Source organism: Actinomadura sp. DC4, from assembly GCF_030406325.1.
Lineage (GTDB): Bacteria > Actinomycetota > Actinomycetes > Streptosporangiales > Streptosporangiaceae > Actinoallomurus.
Window position 1 is genome coordinate 118,698 of the sequence record NZ_JAUEQY010000008.1, and the last position, 16,308, is coordinate 135,005.

The following is a 16,308-nucleotide window of genomic DNA, read 5'->3' on the forward strand; positions in this document are numbered from 1 at the left end:
TGCGATGCGCTACCGGGGGAACCGCCGCCAGGCCGAGCTGTCGGCCGACGTCCGCGGGCGGCACCGGCGGTCCAAGGACGCGGCCGGCGACACCACGACGGTACGGGAGCGGGCCGCCGGGCGGCCACGGCGTTTCCAGCCGCGCGACGCGCGCGGACGCTTCCGGAAGATCGAGCCGGGGGACCGTCTCGAGAGCGCGGGCGGGCCGGACGCCGCTCCAGGCGACAAACCGCGCTACACCTGGCGCGACTTCGAGCTCGACGAGGACCTGCCGCGCGCGGCGCCGCATCCGCCGGACGCGGTCGACCTGCGCGACGGGCGCCGGCACTGCGGCGCGCTGGAGGGAATCCTCTACCGCCAGTGGGCCGAGGACGGGCGGTCGGCGCCCGCCGACGCCGTACGCGCCGTCGACAGCCTCGCGGAGCTGCCGGACGCGCTCAAGGAGCGGCTCGCCGAAGAACTCGACGGGATCTATGTCGGCTCCGGCGGAGTGCCCGATCTGGACGACATGCAATATCTGCGCGGTGCTCCCTTGCCGTCCGGCAAGGCCACATGGGACATCTGCGCCGGCGCCTACGGCGACCGCACGATCGTCGTCGGAGACAAGCCCTCACCGACGCCCGACGTTATGTTGCATGAGGTCGGACACGCACTCGATGACATCGACGGGCGGATGGTCGAAGACGGGCCCCGACAATGGCAGTCCGACAGCCCGGAGTTCCGTAGGCTCTACGAGCAATGCCTTCCGCATTTCGCGAGTGATTTTCACATTCCGGCGGGCGATCTCGGGCGCCATGAGTTCTTCGCGGACGCCTTCGCGGCGATCGCCTCTCGGCAGAGACCCGCACTTGTCGACATGCTCGGTGGGAACACTCGCGTGGCGCTCAATGTGATGCTTTTCTTCAATCGCAAATACGGGATTTAGGGGAGAGGCGATGTACGTCATCAGACTCCCCGACGGGAACCTTCGGGTTCCTGTGGGGGTGATGGGGCCCGGCCGTGAGGGAAAGGGGGGCCAGGGGGAGATCGGCAGCGTGATCGGGCAGGGCTACGTCGAGATCGGCCCTGATGATCCTGACTATCAGCGCCTTCTCGATCAGTCGATCACAGAGGAAGAACTGGCGGACAAGCGCCGCCGATGGCGCGCGGACGACGAAGCGCTGCGCCGGGAGTTCGAGGATTTCAAAGCCGAGCAGACTGAAGAGTGACGGACACCGGGGGACAGGTGCCGGTCACGACGACTCTGCTAACGGCTGAGATCGGAGGAGTCGACGGCCTCCTCGCCACGCAGTAGTGCGTGTACCTCTGACTCCCTGAAACGGCGATGCCCACCAGGAGTCCGGATGCTACTGATCCGGCCCGCGGCGGCCCAACGCGTCACAGTTTTCGGATCGACCCGGAACAGGGCAGCGACCTCGCCTGGGGTCAGCAGGCGTTCGCTCGTGCTCTCCACGTTTTCTCTCCCCCTTTGTCCCGCTCTCGTCGCGGAAGGACTGTTTCTAAGTGTGCCGGGTGAAGACCGGTTTCTCCCTTGTTTTCGGAAAACATCACGCTACGTAGTTTTGTGACATGCAGAAATGACCACATGTGACCGTCCGGTTGCACTTCAACGGCGCTCGATCGGCATCCCCGCGCTCGCGGGTGCCCGGTTCTCGCCACGTCTTTGGGGCCCTTAGGGTTCTGGTATGTCGGATCTTGTTACGGTGGAGGAGATCGAGGGCGCCGCCCGCAGGCTGGACGGCATCGTCCTCCGTACGCCGCTGGTGGCATTCCCTACGAAATCACCTTCGGCGCCACCTCTCCAGCTGAAGCTGGAATCACTTCAACCGGTCGGCTCGTTCAAGCTCCGCGGCGCCTACACCGCGATCAGTGGCATTCCGGAGGCCGACCGTAAGAACGGCGTCATCGCGCACTCCAGTGGCAACCACGCGCAGGCGGTCGCGTACGCGGCGAAGGCCCTGGGCATCCCGGCGGTGCTCGTCGTGCCGAACACCACGCCGCAGATCAAGATGGACGCGTGCGCCGCGTTGGGGGCCGAGCTCGTGCTCGTGGAGCCCACCATCGAGGCGCGCGTGGAGATGGCCGAACGACTGGCCGCCGCGCACGGCTACCCGATGGTCTCCCCGTTCGATGACCGCAGCGTCATCGCCGGCCAGGGAACGATCGGCCTGGAGATCATCGAGGACGCGCCGGACGTGGACACGGTGCTCGTGCCGATCAGCGGCGGCGGGCTGATCTCCGGGATCGCCGCCGCGATCAAGGCCAGACGCCCCGAGACCAACGTGATCGGCGTAGAACCGGAACTCGCCGCCGACGCCCGCGCGTCCTTCCGCGCCGGCCGCCGCATCGCCTGGCCGAGCGCCGACACCCACCGCACGATCGCCGACGCCCTGCGCGTCGAATGCGTGGGCGCCCAGCCGTTCGAGCACATCCGGGCCCTGGTCGACGACATCGTGACGGTGAGCGAGGAGGAGATCCACGACGCGATGCGGCAGCTCGCCCGGCGGGCGCGCCTGGTCGCCGAGCCGGGCGGAGCCGTGGCGACCGCGGCGTACCTGTCGAGGTTCGGCACGGTCCAGCCACGCGGCCGCCGCCGCAACTTCGTCGCCGTCGTCTCCGGCGGCAACGCCGACCCCGCCATCTACGCCGACATCCTGAGCGAAGACCTTTAGGACCTTCAGGGCCTGTTCCCGCTGCGGGGACAGGCCCTACGCGGCCGACCTCGCGGGGCGCGGGGCGCGGAGCGCGAGGTCGTGGAGTGGAAGGGCATGCCGGGGGTTGTGGGCGGATGGTCGCGAGGTGGGGGCTGCGGAGCGAGAGGTCGTAGGCGTCAGGGCAACGTGTTGGGGTTGTGGGGCGAGGGCGCGGGGTCAGCGCACGAGCTGGGGACTGCGGGGGCGGAAGGGCGCGGTGCGACAGATCGCGAAGCGTGAGGCTGTGCGGCGTGAAGTGGCGGCTCGTCCGTCGTCGGGCGATTGTGGGCGAGACATGGAACCTTCGGGGGCCGTGTCCGCGGGGCGTCGAGTGGCGCGGTGGGGAGTCGCCGGCGTGTGTCGCCCAGGTAGGGGATAGCCTCAGAGCGCCATGCGTTCCGTACTCATTTACAGCCTCTCGCGGCTGGCGTTGTTCGCCGCGACCGCGGGCGTCCTCTTCCTGGTGGGGGCCCGCGGGTTTCTGCTGCTCGCGCTGTCGATCCTGGTCAGCGGCATCGTCAGCTTCGTGCTGCTCTCGCGTCAGCGGGACGCGGTGTCCAGCTCGGTCACCGAGCGGGCCGGTCGGATCCGCGACAACCTCGCCGACGGCGCCGCCCGCGAAGACTCCGACTGATCACCGGCTTAGGCCGGTCACAATGCCGGGCGGGTGGCGTGGTGCAGGGCCACCACGCCGAACGTCAGGTTGCGATAACGCACCGATTCCCAGCCGGCCTCGCGCAGCAGGGTGGCCAGTGTCTCCTGGTCGTGCCAGGCCGCGGTCGACTCGGCCAGGTAGTGGTAGGAGTCCGGGTTCGAGCTCACCTTCGCCATCAGCGGCAGGCCGAATCTCAGGTGCGTCTCGTGCAGGCCGCGCAGCACGCGGTTCGGCGGGTGGCTGACCTCACAGATCAGCAGGCGTCCGCCCGGCTTGGTCACCCGGAGCATCTCCGAGAGTGCGGCCGGAGTGTCCCGTACGTTGCGGATGCCGAAAGAGATCGTCACCGCGTCGAAGGACGCGTCGGAGAACGGCAGCCGCAGGGCGTCGCCCGCCGCGAAGCCCAGGCCGCGTACGCCCGCCTGGCGGCGTACGCCCTGCTCAAGCATGCCGAGGGAGAAGTCGCACGCGACCGTGAGGGCGCCCGCCTCGGCGAACGGCACCGAGGACGTGCCCGTCCCGGCCGCCACGTCGAGCACCAGCTCACCGGGGGCCGCGCCCACAGCGCGTACGACCTCGCGCCGCCAGCGGCCGTCCAGGCCCGCCGTCATCAGGTGGTTGAGCAGGTCATAGCGCGCGGCCGTGCGGTCGAACATGGCCGCGACCTCGGCCGGCTGCTTGTCCAGAGATGCGCGCGTCATGGTCGTCGAGCCTACGCAAGGGACGGCGCATCCGGACATGCGGCCCGGCCGGAACGATCAGGGGTGCCTCGCGGTTCCCGAGCAGCCCCCCATAAGGTTTAGACTCTGCGTGTAGCACGCTTGTGAAGCGCTTCACAAATGAACAAGACCCGAACATGGCACCCCGGGTCGCATCGAGCCTCCTCCAGGGCCGTACGATCCGGCACGGCATCGAGCCCGCCTTCCTTTCCCCGAGGCGGCACCACCGACCACCTGCCCACAGAGGAATCTCGTGTCCGAGACACCCGCCGCAATTCGACAGGACCTCTCCGCGACGGAGGCCGACGTCATCGTCGTCGGCGCCGGACCGGCGGGCTCGGCGACCGCATACCACCTCGCCCAGGCCGGACTCGACGTCCTGCTGCTGGAGAAGACGAGCTTCCCGCGCGAGAAGGTCTGCGGTGACGGCCTCACTCCCCGCGCCACCAAGCAACTGATCAAGATGGGCGTCGACCTCGACGCGCCCGGATGGATCCGCAACAAGGGCCTGCGCATCATCGGCGGCGGCGTCCGCCTCGAGCTGCCCTGGCCCGACCTCGCCAGCTACCCCGACTACGGTCTGGTCCGCACCCGGATGGACTTCGACCAGATCCTCGCCGAGCGTGCCGTCGCCGTGGGCGTCAAGCTGCGCATGAACACCTCGGTGACCGGGCCGATCGTGGACGACAACGGCCGGATCACCGGAGTGATCGCCAAGACCTCCGACGGAGAGGCCCGGTTCACCGCGCCCCTCGTCGTGGCCGCAGACGGCAACTCCACCCGGCTCTCGCTGTCCATGGGCCTGCGCAAGCGCGACGACCGCCCGATGGGCGTGGCCGTACGCCGCTACTACACGAGCCCGCGCCACGACGACGACTACCTCGAGTCCTGGCTGGAGCTGTGGGACGGCGAGCGCCTGCTGCCCGGCTACGGCTGGGTGTTCGGCGTCGGCGACGGCACCTCCAACGTCGGGCTCGGCCTGCTCAACACGAGTGAGGCCTTCAAGAACGTCGACTACCGTGGGCTGCTGAAGAGCTGGCTCGCCGGCATGCCCGAAGAGTGGGGCTACGTCGAGGAAAACGCCACCGGGCCGGTACGCGGCGCCGCGCTCCCGATGGGCTTCAACCGCACGCCGCACTACACCCGGGGCCTGCTGCTCGTCGGTGACGCGGGCGGGATGATCAACCCGTTCAACGGCGAGGGCATCGCGTACGCGATGGAGTCCGCCGAGATGGCGGCGGAGATCATCGTGCAGGCACTCGGCCGGCCGACCGCGGCACAGCGGGAGCGTGCGCTGCACGACTACCCGCGTGTGCTCAAGGAGGCCTACGGCGGCTACTACACGATCGGGCGGATCTTCGTGAAGGCCATCGGGGACCCGCGCGTGATGAAGTTCGCGACGCGTCACGGGCTGCCGCACCCCACACTGATGAGATTCACGCTCAAGCTCCTCGCCAATCTCACGGATCCGCGGGGTGGTGACGCGATGGACCGCGTGATCAACGCGATGTCCAAACTCGCACCCGCAGCGTGATACCCCGAGAGAAGAAGTGATGATCTCCGTGCCTAGGATGGAAATCCCGGTCGTGCTCGACGACCGTGCCGCGCGTGACGCGCGCTCAGTGGCATTCACCGAGAGGGGGGTGTGAGATTTGAACCTCTATGTACCGATTGTCATACTCGGCATCTTGGCGCTGGGTTTTGCGGGCTTTTCGGTGGTCATGGGTTCTTTGACCGGCCCGAAGCGCTGGAACCGGGCCCGGCTCGAGTCCTACGAATGCGGTATCGAACCCACCCCGCAGCCCGTCGGCGGCGGGCGATTCCCGGTGAAGTACTACCTGACGGCGATGCTATTCATCGTTTTCGACATCGAGATCATTTTCCTCTATCCGTGGGCGGTCGCCTTCGACCACCTCGGCATGTTCGGCCTCGTCGAAATGGTGCTGTTCATCGTCACCGTCCTCATCGCGTACGCCTATGTCTGGCGCCGCGGTGGTCTGGAGTGGGACTGAGATGGGTCTAGAAGAAAAGCTCCCCAGCGGGATCGTCCTCACGACGGTCGAGCAGGTCATCGGGCACGCCCGCAAGAGCTCGGTGTGGCCGGCGACCTTCGGCCTGGCCTGTTGCAGCATGGAGCTGATGGCGGTCGGCGACCCCCGGCACGACTTCTCCCGATGGGGCATGGAGCGGGCCTCCGGCTCGCCGCGCCAGGCCGACCTGATGGTCGTGGCCGGCCGCGTGAGCCAGAAGATGGCGCCCGTGCTGCGGCAGATCTATGACCAGATGGCCTCGCCGAAGTGGGTCATCGCGATGGGCGTGTGCGCCTCGTCCGGCGGCATGTTCAACAACTACGCGATCGTGCAGGGCGTCGACCACATCGTGCCCGTCGACATCTACCTGCCGGGCTGCCCGCCGCGGCCGGAGATGCTGCTCGACGCGATCCTCAAGCTGCACGACAAGATCCAGCACGCCAAGATGGGCCCGCACCGCAAGAAGGAGATCGAGGAGCTCGAGCGCGCGCGGCTCCGGCAGCTCCCCCTCCTCGACCAGCCCCAGGCACTGCCGCAGGTGACTTCATGAGTTCGCAACATCCGGAACAGAAGGCCGAGCAGGCCGCCGACCAGCTTCCCGCCCAGGGCGAGGAAGAACGGTCCGAGCAGCCGATCGCCCGGCACGGCATGTTCGGCGCCCGTACGACCGGTGACACCTCCGGCTTCGGTGGCCTCGTCGTCCGCCAGTCGCCCAAGATCGGCAGCGATCGCCCGTACGGCGGGCCGCGCACGACCGGAGCGGAAGGAGAGTTCGACGAGGTCGCCGACTTCCTCGCCGAGGCCTACCCCGACTTCGGCGACGCGATCGAACGCGTGGTCGTCGACCGCCACGAGCTGACCTTCGTCGTACGCCGTGAGCACCTCCTCGGCATCGTGCAGGTCCTGCGCGACGACCCGCGGCTCCGCTTCGAGCTGTGCCTCGGCGTCTCGGGTGTGCACTTCCCCGCGGAGGCCGGCGCCGAGCTGCACGCGACGTACCCGCTGCTGTCGATCACCCACAACCGGCGCATCCGGCTCGAGGTGACCTGCCCCGACGCCGACCCGCACATCCCGTCGATCGTGTCGGTCTACCCGACCAACAACTGGCACGAGCGCGAGACGTACGACTTCTTCGGCCTGATCTTCGACGGGCACCCGGCGCTGACCCGGATCATGATGCCGGACGACTGGATGGGCCACCCGCAGCGCAAGGACTACCCCCTCGGCGGCATCCCCGTCGAGTACCGCGGGGCCACGGTGCCGCCGCCGGACGAGCGGAGGTCGTACGTATGAGCACCAGCACCACATACGACGCGTACGGGGCCGATGAGGCCACCGAGGGCACCGTCTACAACGTGGGCGGGCAGGACTGGGACGACGTCGTCCAGGGCGCCCAGGAGGGCGAGGACGACCGCCTGGTCGTGAACATGGGCCCGCAGCACCCGTCGACGCACGGCGTGCTCCGGCTCATCCTCACGCTCGACGGTGAGACGGTGGACGAGACCCGCGTGGGCATCGGCTACCTCCACACCGGCATCGAGAAGAACATGGAGTACCGGACGTGGACCCAGGGGACCACGTTCTGCACCCGCATGGACTACCTCGCGCCGATCTTCAACGAGACGGCCTACTGCATGGCCGTCGAGAAGCTCCTCGACATCACCGACCAGATCCCCGAGCGGGCGCAGGTCATCCGGGTGCTGATGATGGAGGTCAACCGGATCTCCTCCCATCTCGTCGCGATCGCCTCGTTCGGCCTGGAGCTCGGCGCGACCACGGTCATGCTGAACGGCTTCCTGGAGCGTGAGTACGCCCTCGACATCTTCGAGATGATCGCCGGGCTGCGCATGAACATGGCCTACATCCGGCCGGGCGGGGTCGCACAGGACCTGCCCCCGGGCGCCATCGACAAGATCGGCGACTTCGTCAAGCGCGAGCGCTACCGGCTCGGCCAGATGCGCAAGCTGCTGGACGCCAACCCGGTCTACCTCGCCCGTACGAAGAACATCGCCTACCTCGACCTGACCGCCTGCATGGCGCTGGGCGTCACCGGCCCGGTGCTGCGCAGCACCGGGCTGCCGTGGGACCTGCGCAAGTCGCAGCCGTACTGCGGTTACGAGACCTACGACTTCGAGGTGGCCACCCAGGACACCTGCGACGTCTATGGCCGCTACCTGATCCGCATGCAGGAGATGGACGAGTCCCTGAAGATCATCGAGCAGTGCCTCGACCGGCTGAGCTCCGGCTCGGCCAAGTCGGGCCCGGTGATGATCCAGGACAAGAAGATCGGCTGGCCGGCGCAGCTCGCGCTCGGGCCGGACGGCATGGGCAACTCGCCCAACCACATCGCGCACATCATGGGCCAGTCCATGGAAGCCCTCATCCACCACTTCAAGCTGGTCACCGAGGGATTCCGGGTGCCGGCCGGCCAGGTCTACACCGCGGTCGAGTCGCCCCGCGGCGAGCTCGGCTGCCACCTGGTGAGCGACGGCGGCACCCGCCCGTACCGCGCGCACTTCCGGGACCCGTCCTTCACCAACCTGCAGGCGATCCCGGCGTCCGCGGAAGGCGGCATGGTCGCCGATGTGATCGCCGCCGTGGCCAGTATCGATCCGGTGATGGGGGGAGTCGACCGATGAGTCTGGAACCCGAGGTTCTGGAGCGTCTCGAACGGGACGCAAAGGAGATCATCGCGCGGTATCCCAAGCCGCGCTCGGCGCTGCTGCCGCTGCTGCACCTGATGCAGTCCGAGGAGGGCTACGTCTCCGAGCACGGCATCCAGCTCTGCGCCGACCTGCTCGGCATCACGGCGGCGCAGGTCACCGGCGTGGTGACCTTCTACACGCAGTACAAACAGCACCCGGTCGGCGAATACCACGTCGGCGTCTGTATCAACAGCCTGTGCGCGATCATGGGCGGCGACCAGATCTGGCGGGAGCTGAGCGAGTACGTCGGCGTCGGCCACGACGAATCGACCGACGACGGCCGGGTCAGCCTTGAGCGCATCGAGTGCAACGCCGCCTGCGACTACGCCCCGGTGATGATGGTCAACTGGGAGTTCTTCGACGACATGACTCCCGCGAAGGCCAAGCAGCTCGTCGACGACCTGCGGGCGGGCAAGCAGGTCGCCCCGACCCGCGGCGCGGAGTCGGTGTGCAGCTGGAAGCAGGCCTCGCGGGTGCTCGCGGGCTTCAACGACGGCCGCGCCGGCGAGGGCACGCAGGCCGGCTACGCGTCGCTGCGCGGCCTCCAGCTCGCCAAGGACTCCGGCTGGGCGGCCCCCGAGCCTGAAAGAGGTGCCGAGTGACCACGCTCACGCCGATCCTGACCAAGTACTGGGACCGGCCCGACTCCTTCACCCGCGAGGCGTACGAGGACGACGGCGGTTACAAGGCGCTGCGCACCGCCCTCGGCATGGCCCAGGACGACATCGTCCAGGCGGTCAAGGACTCCGGTCTGCGCGGCCGTGGCGGCGCGGGCTTCCCCACCGGCATGAAGTGGGGCTTCATCCCGCAGGGCGACGGCAAGCCGCACTACCTGGTCGTGAACGCGGACGAGTCCGAGCCGGGCACCTGCAAGGACATCCCGCTCATGATGGCCAACCCGCACGCGCTGGTCGAGGGCGTGATCATCAGCGCGTACGCCATCCGCGCGAACATCGCCTTCATCTACGTGCGAGGCGAGGTGCTGCACGTCATCCGCCGCCTCCAGCAGGCCGTCGCGGAGGCGTACGAGGCCGGCTACATCGGCGCCGACATCCTCGGCTCCGGCTTCGACCTCGAACTCGTCGTGCACAGCGGCGCGGGCGCCTACATCTGCGGTGAGGAGACGGCGCTGCTGGACTCCCTGGAGGGGTTCCGCGGCCAGCCGCGTCTCAAGCCGCCGTTCCCTGCGGTGGCCGGCCTGTACGGCGGCCCGACCGTGATCAACAACGTCGAGTCGATCGCGAGCGTCCCGGCGATCGTGACGAACGGCGCCGACTGGTTCGCCTCGATGGGCACCGAGAAGTCCAAGGGCTTCGGGATCTTCAGCCTCTCCGGGCACGTCACCCGGCCCGGCCAGTACGAGGCGCCGCTGGGCATCACGCTCCGCGAGCTGCTCGACATGGCGGGCGGCGTACGCGCCGGTCACCGGCTGAAGTTCTGGACCCCGGGCGGCTCGTCCACACCGATCTTCACCGAGGAGCACCTCGACGTGCCGCTGGACTTCGAGTCCGTCGGCGCGGCGGGCTCCATGCTCGGCACCCGGGCGCTGCAGATCTTCGACGAGACGACCTGCGTCGTACGCGCGGTGCTGCGCTGGAGCGAGTTCTACGCGCACGAGTCGTGCGGCAAGTGCACGCCCTGCCGCGAGGGCACCTACTGGTACAAGCAGATGCTGAAGCGGCTCGAGCAGGGCCAGGGCAGCGAGACGGACCTCGACACGCTCCTCGACCTGTCCGACAACATCCTCGGCCGGTCGTTCTGCGCGCTGGGCGACGGGGCGACGAGCCCGGTCACCTCCAGCATCCAGTACTTCCGCGACGAGTACATCCGGCACTTCGAGACCGGTGGCTGCCCCTTCGACCAGGCCGCTTCAACCGTGTGGGCAGGTGAGAAATGACGGTCACCGACAGCACTCAGGTCGAGAAGGCGGAAGAGCTGATCTCCGTCACGATCGACGGCTTCGAGATCAGCGTGCCGAAGGGGACGCTGATCATCCGGGCCGCCGAGCTGATCGGCGTCCAGATCCCGCGGTTCTGCGACCACCCGCTGCTCGACCCGGTGGCCGCCTGCCGGCAGTGCCTGGTGGAGATCCCCGATGCCGGAAACGGCCGCGGGATGCCCAAGCCGCAGCCCGCCTGCGCCGTCACCGTGATGCCCGGCATGGTCATCAAGACCCAGCTCACCTCCGAGGTGGCCGACAAGGCCCAGCACGGAGTCATGGAGCTGCTGCTGGTCAACCACCCGCTGGACTGCCCGGTCTGCGACAAGGGCGGCGAGTGCCCGCTGCAGAACCAGGCGATGTCCAACGGCCGCGGCGAGTCGCGGTTCGTGGAGGCCAAGCGCACCTTCCCCAAGCCGCTCGCGCTCTCCTCCCAGGTGCTGCTGGACCGCGAGCGGTGCATCCAGTGCGCCCGCTGTACGCGCTTCTCCGACGAGATCGCCGGCGACGCGTTCATCGACCTGTTCGAGCGCGGCGCCAAGGAGCAGGTCGGCGTCGCCCCGGGCCATGAGTTCCAGTCCTACTTCTCCGGCAACACGGTGCAGATCTGCCCGGTCGGCGCGCTGACCGGCGCCGCCTACCGCTTCCGCTCCCGCCCGTTCGACCTCGTCTCCACGCCGAGCGTCTGCGAGCACTGCGCTTCCGGCTGCGCCCAGCGCACCGACCACCGGCGCGGCAAGGTCACCCGCCGCCTCGCCGGCGACGACCCGCAGGTCAACGAGGAGTGGAACTGCGACAAGGGCCGGTGGGCGTTCACCCACACGACCGCGCCGGACCGGCTGACCCACCCGCTGATCCGTAACGAGGACGGCGTGCTGGAGACCGCGTCCTGGCCGGAGGCGCTGCACGTCGCGGCCGAGGGCCTGGCGCGGGCGCGCGGCAGGGCCGGTGTGCTCACCGGCGGTCGGCTCACGCTCGAGGACTCCTACGCGTACGCCAAGTTCGCCCGGCTCGCCCTCGGCACCAACGACATCGACTTCCGCGCCCGCGAGCACTCCCGCGAAGAGGCCGACTTCCTCGCCGCGACCGTCGCGGGCAGCCCGATCGGGGTCACCTACGAGGAGCTGGAGAAGGCCCCGGCGGTCCTGCTGGCCGGCTTCGAGCCGGAGGAGGAGTCGCCGATCGTCTTCCTGCGGCTCCGCAAGGCGGCGCGCAAGCGCGGGCTCAAGGTCTTCTCGATCGCACCGTTCGCGACGCGGGGCCTGGACAAGCTGGCCGGCACGCTCGTGGCCACGCCGCCCGGCGGCGAGGCCGACGCGCTCGGCGGCCTGATCACCGGCGTCGGGCTCGACACGGCCGGCAAGGCCACCGCCGAGCTGCTCAAGGCCGAGGGATCCGTCATCCTCATCGGCGAGCGGCTCGCCGGAGTCCCCGGCGCGCTGTCGGCCGTCGGCCGTCTCGTCGCCGCCACCGGCGCGCGGGCCGCCTGGGTGCCCCGCCGGGCCGGCGAGCGCGGCGCGATCGAGGCGGGCGCGCTGCCCGGCCTGCTGCCGATCGGCCGCCCGGTCGTCGACGTGGCCGCACGCGCCGAGGTCGCCCGCGTATGGGGGGTCGCCTCCCTGCCGGAGGCGCCCGGCCGCGACACCGACGGCATCCTCGCCGCCGCGCGCGACGAGGAGCTCGACGCCCTGCTGATCGCCGGCGTCGACCCGTACGACCTGCCCGACCCGGACGCGGCGCTCGCCGCGCTGGAGGCCACACCGTTCATCGTCAGCCTCGAACAGCGCGTCAGCGCGGTCACCGACCGGGCCGACGTGGTGCTGCCCGTCTCCGTGGTCACCGAGAAGGCCGGCACGTTCGTCAACTGGGAGGGCCGCGGCCGCCCGTTCGACGCCGTGCTGAAGGTCCCTCAGGTGATGTCGGACCTGAAGGTCCTCGGCACGATCGCCGACCGGATGGACGTCCACCTGGGCCTGCCCGACTCCGCGTCGGCCCGCCGTGAGCTGGCCGTCCTGGGCGGGTTCAAGGGCACGCGCCCGGGCCTGCCGAGCGTCACCGCCGCGGTCGCGGCCGAACCCGGCGCGGGCGAGGCGGTCCTGGCCACCTGGCGGATGCTGCTCGACGCGGGCCGGCTCCAGGACGGCGAGCCGTACCTCGCGGGCACCGCCAAGACGCCGGTCGCCCGGCTGAGCGCGGCCACCGCCGAGGAGATCGGAGCGGACGGGAAGGTCACCGTCGCCACGGCGCACGGCGAGATCACCCTTCCGCTGGAGATCACCGACATGCCGGACCGTGTGGTCTGGCTGCCTGCCAACTCCCCGGGCTCCGCGGTCCACCGCGACCTCGCCGCCCAGGCCGGAGGGGTCGTGAAGATCCAGAACGGGAGCCTCTCATGAGCGAGCGTAGCGAGCGAACCGGAAAGCACAGCGCGCTGGTGGTCGCTCCTCCGACGAAGGAGACCTCATGAGCGCCCATGTCCTTGCCGATGCGCTGGCGGCGACGCCGCGTACCGAGCAGTGCACCGGCAAGCCGTACGGCCTGGGCTCGTTCGGCTGTGACCCCTGGTGGCTGGTCGGCGCCAAGGCGCTCGTCATCTTCGTGTTCCTGCTGCTGACGGTCCTGCTGGCCGTCTGGTTCGAGCGCCGGGTCATCGGCCGCATGCAGCTTCGCCCCGGTCCCAACCGGGCCGGGCCGTTCGGCCTGCTGCAGTCGCTGCTCGACGGCATCAAGGGCGCGACCAAGGAGGACATCGTCCCGCGCGGCGTGGACAAGATCGTCTTCTTCCTCGCGCCGGTCATGGCCGCGGCGCCCGCGCTGGTGTCGTTCTCGATCATCCCGTTCGGCGGGATCGTCTCGATCGGCGGGCACAGGACGCCGCTGCAGCTCACCGACCTGCCGGTCGCGGTGCTGCTGGTCCTGGCGATGTCCTCGATGGGCGTGTACGGCTTCGTGCTGGCCGGCTGGTCGTCGATGTCGCCGTACTCCCTGCTCGGCGGCATGCGCTCCAGCGCCCAGGTGATCTCGTACGAGATCGCGATGGGCCTGTCGTTCGTGGCGGTGTTCCTGTTCGCCGGGTCGCTGTCCACCTCCGAGATCGTCAACGCCCAGGCGCACGGCGGGACCTACCACTTCCTCGGTTTCACGGGTCACTTCCCGTCCTGGTACGTCGTACTGCTGTTCCCGTCCTTCGTGATCTACCTGTTCACGATGATGGGGGAGTCCGGCCGCATCCCGTTCGACCTGCCCGAGGGCGAGGGCGAGCTGGTGGCCGGCTACCACACCGAGTACTCCTCGCTGAAGTTCCTGATGTTCTACCTCGCCGAGTACATCAACATGGCCACGCTGTCGGCGCTGTGCACGACGCTGTTCCTCGGCGGATACCGCGCACCGTGGCCGATCACCGGGGTCTGGTCCGGCGCCAACTCCGGCTGGTGGCCGGTGCTGTGGTTCCTGATCAAGCTGTGGATGTTCATCTTCTTCTTCGTCTGGGTGCGGGCCTCGCTGCCGCGTGTCCGGTACGACCAGCTGATGAAGCTCGGCTGGAAGGTGCTGATCCCGGTCTCGCTGGGCTGGATCCTCTTCGTGTCGACGGTGCGCGCCCTGCGCAACCAGCGGCACGACATGCGCCCGGTGATGCTGGGCGCGGCGGCGCTGATCCTGATCCTGCTCGTGGTGTCGGTGATCTGGGAACGTGCGTCCGGGTCGGGCAAGTCCGAGCCCGCCGAGGAGGCGGCCGAGGCCGAGCCCGACGCCATGGCGGGCGGGTTCCCGGTGCCCCCGCTCGACGCGCCGCACTATCACGGTGCCGGAGACGTCCGCGCCGACAACTCCGCGGAGGCCACCCGTGCTTGATTTCCTGAACCCGGTCAAGGGGTTCGGCGTCACCTTCCACCAGATGCTCATGAAGACCGAGACGGTCGAGTATCCCGAGGTCAAGAAGCCGACCGCGCCGCGTTTCCACGGCCGTCACCAGCTCAACCGCTGGGCCGACGGCCTGGAGAAGTGCGTCGGATGCGAGCTGTGCGCGTGGGCGTGCCCCGCGGACGCGATCTACGTGGAGGGCGCCGACAACACCGAGGAGGCGCGGTTCTCCCCGGGTGAGCGCTACGGCCGGACCTACCAGATCAACTACCTGCGCTGCATCCTCTGTGGCCTGTGCATCGAGGCGTGCCCGACCCGGGCGCTCACGATGACCAACGAGTACGAACTGGCCAACGACAGCCGCGAGAGCCTCATCTACACCAAGGAGATGCTGCTCGCGCCGCTGATCGAGGGCATGGAGGCTCCGCCGCACGAGATGCGGCTCGGCGACACCGAAGAGGACTACTACCTCCTCGGCGCCGCGGGCGAACATGAGGAGGGAACCAAGTGAACGGCCTCGTGGCCGCGGGCGCGCATCAGACCGGCGAGTCGGGGATCTTCTGGTTCCTCGCCATCGTCTCGGTCGCGGCCGCGCTCGGCATGATCTTCATGCGGAAGGTCGTCTACTCCGCGCTGCTGCTCGCCGTCGTGATGCTGTCCCTCGCGGTGTTCTACGCGGTCAACGAGGCGCCGTTCCTGGCCTTCGTGCAGGTGATCGTCTACACCGGCGCCGTGCTGATGCTCTTCCTGTTCGTCATCATGGTCGTCGGCGTCAGCTCGACGGAGTCCATGGTCGAGACGATCAAGGGCCAGCGCGTCGCGGCGGGCATCGCGGGCATCGGGTTCGGCGTCCTGTTGATCCTCGGTATCGGCAACGCGACGCTGCCGCCGTCCAAGGGGCTCGCGAGCGCCAACGCCGACGGCGGCAACGTGATGGGCCTGGCCCGGCTGCTGTTCGGCTACAACACGCGGACGCACAACACCATGGAGGGCTACATCTTCGCCTTCGAGGTGACGAGCGCCCTGCTGATCACGGCGGCACTCGGAGCGATGGTCCTCGCCCACCGTGAGCGGCTGACGCCCAGGCCGACGCAGCGCGAGCTGTCCCAGGCGCGGATGAAGAGCGACCACGTCTCGACGCTTCCGGCGCCCGGAACGTACGCCCGGCACAACGCCGTCGACATGCCGGCCCTGCTGCCGGACGGCTCGGTCTCCGAGCTCTCGGTCAGCCCGGTGATCGCCCGCCGCCGCGGCGGCTCCCACGAGGACCTGCACGGCGAGGGGCCGGAGGCGGCCGTACGCCACGGGGCCGCCACGCTCAAGGCGGTGCTCCAAGGCCGCGACGAGGGCCAGGTCGAGGTCGAGTCCGAGGCCCCAGCCGAGGAGGAGAAGAAGAAGTGACCGGGCATTACCTGGCGCTTTCCGCCATCTTGTTCACGATCGGGGCGGTCGGCGTACTCATTCGCCGGAACGCCATCGTCATCTTCATGTGCGTCGAGCTCATGCTGAACGCCACCAACCTGGCGTTCGTGAGCTTCTCCCGCATGCACGGCACCCTCGACGGGCAGATCATCGCGTTCTTCGTGATGGTCGTGGCCGCCGCCGAGGTCGTCGTGGGACTGGCGATCATCATGGCGATCTTCCGAAGCCGCAAGTCCTCGTCGGTAGACGACGCGAACCTGCTGAAGTACTGAGGACATCTCGAT

The 16,308-nt window shown here is 69.0% G+C and carries 18 protein-coding genes; 16 read left to right on the plus strand and 2 right to left on the minus strand.

Translation table 11 applies throughout. The features are described 5' to 3' along the window. Positions 1–4 precede the first annotated feature (4 nt). Entirely contained in the window at positions 5–925 is a 921-nt protein-coding gene (locus tag QWU11_RS15440) for a hypothetical protein (protein ID WP_290108826.1), read from the plus strand. Positions 926–935: 10 nt separating this feature from the next. Continuing rightward, positions 936–1,208 (plus strand): hypothetical protein, encoded by a 273-nt coding sequence (locus tag QWU11_RS15445; RefSeq protein ID WP_290108827.1) that lies wholly within the window; start codon positions 936–938, stop codon positions 1,206–1,208. 38 nt (positions 1,209–1,246) lie between these two features. Here the strand turns inward: QWU11_RS15445 and QWU11_RS15450 are convergent, their stop codons facing one another. Then, on the minus strand, positions 1,247–1,453 hold the full coding sequence (locus tag QWU11_RS15450; RefSeq protein ID WP_290108828.1) for a BldC family transcriptional regulator: 207 nt from the start codon (positions 1,451–1,453) through the stop codon (positions 1,247–1,249). 232 nt (positions 1,454–1,685) lie between these two features. Here QWU11_RS15450 and QWU11_RS15455 point away from each other — a divergent pair, with 232 nt between their 5' ends. After that, complete coding sequence (locus QWU11_RS15455; protein WP_290108829.1) at positions 1,686–2,672, plus strand: threonine/serine dehydratase; 987 nt, start codon at positions 1,686–1,688, stop codon at positions 2,670–2,672. A gap of 412 nt (positions 2,673–3,084) precedes the next feature. Next, positions 3,085–3,327, plus strand: a complete 243-nt coding sequence (locus QWU11_RS15460) for a DUF4229 domain-containing protein (RefSeq protein WP_290108830.1) — start codon at positions 3,085–3,087, stop codon at positions 3,325–3,327. 17 nt (positions 3,328–3,344) lie between these two features. Here QWU11_RS15460 and QWU11_RS15465 read toward each other — a convergent pair whose 3' ends face one another. Further along, complete coding sequence (locus tag QWU11_RS15465; protein ID WP_290108831.1) at positions 3,345–4,049, minus strand: class I SAM-dependent methyltransferase; 705 nt, start codon at positions 4,047–4,049, stop codon at positions 3,345–3,347. 271 nt (positions 4,050–4,320) lie between these two features. Here QWU11_RS15465 and QWU11_RS15470 point away from each other — a divergent pair, with 271 nt between their 5' ends. The 12 genes from QWU11_RS15470 to nuoK all read left to right on the plus strand — a co-directional run bounded on the left by QWU11_RS15470 (position 4,321) and on the right by nuoK (position 16,296). Next, on the plus strand, positions 4,321–5,601 hold the full coding sequence (locus tag QWU11_RS15470) for a geranylgeranyl reductase family protein (RefSeq protein ID WP_290108832.1): 1,281 nt from the start codon (positions 4,321–4,323) through the stop codon (positions 5,599–5,601). A gap of 118 nt (positions 5,602–5,719) precedes the next feature. Beyond that, positions 5,720–6,079, plus strand: coding sequence for an NADH-quinone oxidoreductase subunit A (locus QWU11_RS15475; RefSeq protein WP_290108834.1), 360 nt, complete (start codon positions 5,720–5,722; stop codon positions 6,077–6,079). Between the two features lies 1 nt (position 6,080). Then, complete coding sequence (locus QWU11_RS15480; RefSeq protein WP_290108835.1) at positions 6,081–6,647, plus strand: NADH-quinone oxidoreductase subunit B; 567 nt, start codon at positions 6,081–6,083, stop codon at positions 6,645–6,647. Next, entirely contained in the window at positions 6,644–7,390 is a 747-nt protein-coding gene (locus QWU11_RS15485) for an NADH-quinone oxidoreductase subunit C (protein ID WP_290108837.1), read from the plus strand. Before QWU11_RS15480 ends, QWU11_RS15485 begins: the two co-directional genes overlap by 4 nt. Next, the gene (locus QWU11_RS15490; RefSeq protein ID WP_290108850.1) at positions 7,387–8,736 is read left to right on the plus strand and encodes an NADH-quinone oxidoreductase subunit D; all 1,350 of its coding nucleotides are present in this window, start codon (positions 7,387–7,389) and stop codon (positions 8,734–8,736) included. Before QWU11_RS15485 ends, QWU11_RS15490 begins: the two co-directional genes overlap by 4 nt. Continuing rightward, the gene (gene nuoE / locus QWU11_RS15495; protein ID WP_290108865.1) at positions 8,733–9,404 is read left to right on the plus strand and encodes an NADH-quinone oxidoreductase subunit NuoE; all 672 of its coding nucleotides are present in this window, start codon (positions 8,733–8,735) and stop codon (positions 9,402–9,404) included. The genes QWU11_RS15490 and nuoE overlap by 4 nt, the downstream gene beginning before the upstream one ends. Then, positions 9,401–10,699, plus strand: a complete 1,299-nt coding sequence (nuoF, locus tag QWU11_RS15500) for an NADH-quinone oxidoreductase subunit NuoF (protein WP_290108866.1) — start codon at positions 9,401–9,403, stop codon at positions 10,697–10,699. The genes nuoE and nuoF overlap by 4 nt, the downstream gene beginning before the upstream one ends. Beyond that, positions 10,696–13,137 carry an NADH-quinone oxidoreductase subunit G gene (locus QWU11_RS15505; protein WP_290108867.1) on the plus strand — a complete coding sequence of 814 codons (2,442 nt, stop codon included), beginning with the start codon at positions 10,696–10,698 and terminating at the stop codon, positions 13,135–13,137. The genes nuoF and QWU11_RS15505 overlap by 4 nt, the downstream gene beginning before the upstream one ends. 67 nt (positions 13,138–13,204) lie before the next feature. Next, positions 13,205–14,593: an NADH-quinone oxidoreductase subunit NuoH gene (gene nuoH, locus QWU11_RS15510; protein ID WP_290108868.1), complete on the plus strand. Its 1,389-nt coding sequence runs from the start codon at positions 13,205–13,207 to the stop codon at positions 14,591–14,593. Next, positions 14,586–15,113 (plus strand): NADH-quinone oxidoreductase subunit NuoI, encoded by a 528-nt coding sequence (gene nuoI / locus QWU11_RS15515; protein WP_290108871.1) that lies wholly within the window; start codon positions 14,586–14,588, stop codon positions 15,111–15,113. Before nuoH ends, nuoI begins: the two co-directional genes overlap by 8 nt. Continuing rightward, the gene (locus tag QWU11_RS15520) at positions 15,110–16,003 is read left to right on the plus strand and encodes an NADH-quinone oxidoreductase subunit J (RefSeq protein WP_290108873.1); all 894 of its coding nucleotides are present in this window, start codon (positions 15,110–15,112) and stop codon (positions 16,001–16,003) included. The genes nuoI and QWU11_RS15520 overlap by 4 nt, the downstream gene beginning before the upstream one ends. After that, entirely contained in the window at positions 16,000–16,296 is a 297-nt protein-coding gene (gene nuoK / locus QWU11_RS15525) for an NADH-quinone oxidoreductase subunit NuoK (RefSeq protein WP_290108874.1), read from the plus strand. Before QWU11_RS15520 ends, nuoK begins: the two co-directional genes overlap by 4 nt. Positions 16,297–16,308: the final 12 nt, after the last annotated feature.